Below are 4,438 nucleotides of genomic sequence, written 5' to 3'. Positions count from 1 at the left end.
TTTCATATTTAATTGCGCTATGCTTTGTATCGTTTTGCTATGGAATCAAAAATATAATAGATCACCAATAATGGAACAATCCGTGTCACCATACTGGTGACTATTGATCCAGGTCATAAACCTTTAAGGCAGAAAAGATTGTAGATAATACCGCCAAGACAAGCGAAAGACATACCTTTCAGCATATAATATATGATTGTATCCTTATCCATTCTGTTTCTTAGTTTGTTTGATTTTTAGCATCACGAACAAATAGTCTTTTTTATTGTTTACCACATTATGATCATACTTCTATCATTTTTTTGCTAAATCAAATCATTGGGTTGATAATAGTTTAGTATTGTGTTCCCGGAATTCCCGGAATTCCGAATCACGGGTCATCAATGGATTCTGGCCCGGATCTTTTAAACCTGTCATGTCAACAATCTGTCTGCCATTGTGTTCCCTTTCTGCTGTTGATTCTGTTGAGTCATTCAGCTTTAGATAGGAGTTTTAAAGCGGCTTATTCCTCAACAAAAGGAACCAACTTACCGTTACATTTTGGACAAATATTAATCTGTATATGTCTGGTTTGATACTTTGTTTTGCATTTTGTACAAATCATTTCTCCTTGATTTATTTTTTGCTTTACTATAAAGCTTAAAAAAAACATTATGCAACCCAACAAGGATAAAAATAACGCAGCTGATGGAGAAATTTGAACTCCCCACTTATTATCCCAACCAGTATTATACATACTAATACCACTCAATATGCTCAAAATACCCGCTATCCTTAAACCCAATAAAAAATTCATTTTTTTACCATCCTGGTGTGCCTAATCTTTCTCCAAGTCGATCGCCTGCTAAACCCCAAAAGGTTGGTGAGATTGGGTTTCCTGGAAAAATTGAAGGAATAAATTCTGTGATTATTTGTTGCCCAGCAGGTGTTCCAGCTGCAACTATCACTACAGGATACGCAGAATATGCCGCAGCGCCTGCAATAACGGTAGTTGTAACAACTGTTGACGTACATTTCCTGTAAGTATAACATCCGCCGCCGCTGCCTGTCTCTTCTTCCTGGTCAAGGGATTTTAAGCAGGTGATGCGGTAGGGTATTGTTATGCGCTGTTTTGCATCAAGACTCTGGGGCAGGCCTGTCAGGATTTCATACTGGAAGTTTTCATCGCTTTCGGGTATGGGAAGGTCAAGATTATCCGCCCTGATAAGACCATGATTGATCAGGATGAACTCTCCATGGAACACATCTCCTTTTTCCATGTCAGGCAGGTTGATGGACAAGGGTTCTGCCACTACAACGGCCGCGGGTACATCGGTTTCAAAGGTGGCTGTAAGCAGGATCTCGTATTTATCCTGGATGGTGATCTCGTTGACTTCCCATTCCACGGTAACAAGGTTGTACTCTAAAAATAAATCCTTACTCACGGTAATCCCGGGTTTTACCCAGACACGGCCTGTATATTCCTGGTGGTTGGAGGCGGTGATTTTGCATTTATAGGCACCTGCGGTCAAGTCTTCAAACAGGACTTCGCCAAGCTGGTCTGTACTGGCTGTCTGGTCAGTGAAAGTAATTTCGTTTTGCAGCCTTATCTTTGCATTGGCAAGACCCCGGATCAGTTCGTTTTTAGGGTTGAATGTACCTGTGTAAATATCTGATATCTTGAACAGGACGTTACCAATGCCGGACTGGGTTATAGTTGGATAAAGACCTATATCGGTTGCGGGATAATTGGAACTTGTCACGGTAAGATAGAAGATATGCATGCCCTGGGCAATACCGGTTCCCGGGATAAAGCTTATGCTTACATCGCGGGATTCGCCCACATTCAGGGTGCCTATATCAGAAGGTGTGTTAAGTCTTACCCATGAAGGGGCAGGATTGTTATTTTCATCCTTGAGTTCAAGAAAGACATCCCCCATGTCGGCCAGGCCCTGGTTTTTCAGGGTTATGGTTTCTGTGATCATGTCATCGTGGGCCACACCTGTTTCTATATGGTCAGGTGTAAAATACAGAACAGGTTTGCTTTGGGAAAAATGAGTATCAATGAGGACTGATCCCCAGGGAGTGCCGGATGATTCGTCACTAATAACAGCCAATTCAAGGCTGCCGAACTCGTTGGCAGAGTTGTCTGCCCACAGATTCATATTCAGAGCCATGGACTGCATGGACATGGTAGACACCGGCTTCGTTTTCCAAAGGTTCAAATGTATGGGTAAACTGACCTGTTTCATCGGTGGTCACTATAAATTTACGTTCAAACCCGTTCACGGTAATGATCAGGTTTAAGGGTACATCAAACAAAGGTTCTGATGTGGATCTGTCAATGGCACGGCCCGTGATGATGATGTCCTCGTCTCCTTTTGATACTTCTGGCAAAGTTGAGATAAGTTCGCCATAGTATGAGGTATCCTGCAGGCTGACCTGGTGACTGGTTTGGGTTCCGCTCATTTTGACTTCATCGGTCTGCCCAAGGTGATAATAAATATCATTGATTTCAAGGCGGACAAAAACATTGTCCGGGGCATTGGCCGGGACGAACAGATCCAGGGGCCCGGATGTGAAAATACTGCTTTGTGGGATATCCGGTTCAGGCAATAAATAGATTTCTTTATTATCAAGGTCGATTTTTTTGGGTATCGAACGATAAGCAATAATTGCCTGAAGATTAATCACACGGGTTGCAAAAGGAGGAAGATCATTAACAGCAAAATAAAGCACCTGATTCCCATTTTTACTTTTAAGCAGTTGAAACGGAACATTTGTTTCTATACTGAAGCAAGATTGGAACGAGTTTCTTTCAATTGGTGCATAAATCCACAATTTTCCGTCATTCAGCAATTTATTGGTTTTATTCTGAATAGTGAAACTGTATTTAATTTGCTTTGAAATTTTAATGGGGGAGGTTTTTTTTATATTATTTGAAAAATAATCATTCCGGATCCAAACCACTGCAATAAACAGGATTATAAGGGGAATAAGTATAATTGATTTTTTCATGTGAATAATTTTATCATTTTTACCTTGTCATCTGCCAGATAGAGAATTGTTTTTCATGGCTGTATCTATAATCGATTTCTTTGTCAAGATCAAAATGCGGGTAATGGGATCAAATTTAGTCTGACATATAAATTGTTAAAAGCTTGTTGACAGCCAGAAGCTTAAAATAGCATAATCGCTGTTATGAAAACCGTATGGATTATTGGTGTTGGCCGGTTTGGATCAATTGCTGTAAGCCGGTTGTCAAAAAAGTATAAAGACTGGCAATTTGTATTGGTAGACCCGGTTAAGGAAAATCTGATCAGGGCAAAAGGATCGAATATAAGCATTGAGCAGACCGATGGCATTCAATTTTTGAATGACCACCTTAAACCCGGGGCGAAGGTCTCCTGGATTATCCCTGCGCTGCCTGTTCATCTGGTATGGGAATGGTGCAGTATGAAAATGGGGCCGGACCGGTTGGCTCGGGCACGGTTGTCTTCCGGGATTGATTCGCTCCTGCCGAATCCCATGCATGGGTCTAACGGAGATATCTATGTGAGTAATGCCGATTTTATCTGCCCGGATAATTGCAGTGAGCCAAAAGAGTTTTGCACGGTTACGAAACGTCCCAGGAAACAGGATATGTTCGCTCGGCTTGAAGCATTACAATATAAAGAATATATTCCCATAGTGCTGCGCAGCAGGCAGCTGGGACCGGGTATCGGAGGGGTCAGTCCCGGGCAGCTGTTTTCTTTTCTAAAGAAAATACAGCAGCACAAAGGGTTGCTTCTTCTTTGTACCGCATGTCGGTGTCATGGTGTTATTACAGGCGTTGACCACCAGAAGCAAACCCGGGCAGTAATCAGCTGTTGAATTGCAAATCCTTTAAAAATTCATGGGCAGATAACATATTCATAGAATTTAAAATAAAAGTTTGATATTGAACCGGTTAATAATCTGTTTAATAAATATTGTTATCTTAACTGCAAGGATGAGGTTGGTAAAAGTCTGATGCTAAAAAGGATGGGTTTATGCAAAAACAAGGTAAGGATTATATTGTGTTTCCTTTGGATTTTTCTTCTGTCAGGCAGGCAAAAGACTATGTGAAACTCCTTGACGGAAAGGTGGGAATGTTTAAAATCGGGCTGGAGCTGTTTATTGAACAGGGGCCGTCTGTGGTTCAAATGGTCAAAGAAGAGAGTTCTGCAAAAATTTTTCTTGATCTCAAGCGTCATGATATTGCAGCCACTGTTCTAACAGCAATGGAAAGGGTGGCAAATTTAGGGGTCGATTTTGTTACCGTCCATTGTTCATCATCCAGGGCCATGCTTGAAAAAGCAGTTAAAGGGGGAAAAGGGAAAACAGGGGTTTTAGGTGTCACCCTTTTAACGGATAATGACGGGGATATAGTTAAAGCTTCCGGATTTAAAGACGAGTTTGTAAAAGACCCCCAACTTCT

The 4,438-nt window shown here is 41.4% G+C and carries 5 protein-coding genes; 2 read left to right on the top strand and 3 right to left on the bottom strand.

What is annotated here, in order from left to right:
* Positions 1-502: 502 nt before the first annotated feature.
* From K8S13_RS19715 to K8S13_RS19705, 3 genes are read right to left on the bottom strand one after another with little or no spacing between them, the layout of a single operon-like run.
* Complete coding sequence (locus K8S13_RS19715) at positions 503-796, bottom strand: hypothetical protein (RefSeq protein ID WP_291465270.1); 294 nt, start codon at positions 794-796, stop codon at positions 503-505.
* Positions 797-800: 4 nt separating this feature from the next.
* Entirely contained in the window at positions 801-2,171 is a 1,371-nt protein-coding gene (locus tag K8S13_RS19710) for a carboxypeptidase-like regulatory domain-containing protein (protein ID WP_291465268.1), read from the bottom strand.
* Positions 2,098-2,718 (bottom strand): hypothetical protein, encoded by a 621-nt coding sequence (locus K8S13_RS19705; RefSeq protein ID WP_291465266.1) that lies wholly within the window; start codon positions 2,716-2,718, stop codon positions 2,098-2,100. The genes K8S13_RS19710 and K8S13_RS19705 overlap by 74 nt, the downstream gene beginning before the upstream one ends.
* A 462-nt stretch (positions 2,719-3,180) precedes the next feature.
* On the opposite strand from K8S13_RS19705, the gene K8S13_RS19700 reads away from it, so the two are divergent.
* Entirely contained in the window at positions 3,181-3,852 is a 672-nt protein-coding gene (locus K8S13_RS19700) for a potassium transporter (RefSeq protein ID WP_291465264.1), read from the top strand.
* Between the two features lie 158 nt (positions 3,853-4,010).
* A partial coding sequence (locus tag K8S13_RS19695; protein WP_291465263.1) for an orotidine 5'-phosphate decarboxylase / HUMPS family protein occupies positions 4,011-4,438 on the top strand: 428 nt, incomplete at its 3' end.

The organism is Desulfobacula sp., from assembly GCF_021107415.1.
Note: the sequence above shows the minus strand (reverse complement) of the source record. Positions and strands in the feature narration are given on the sequence as shown.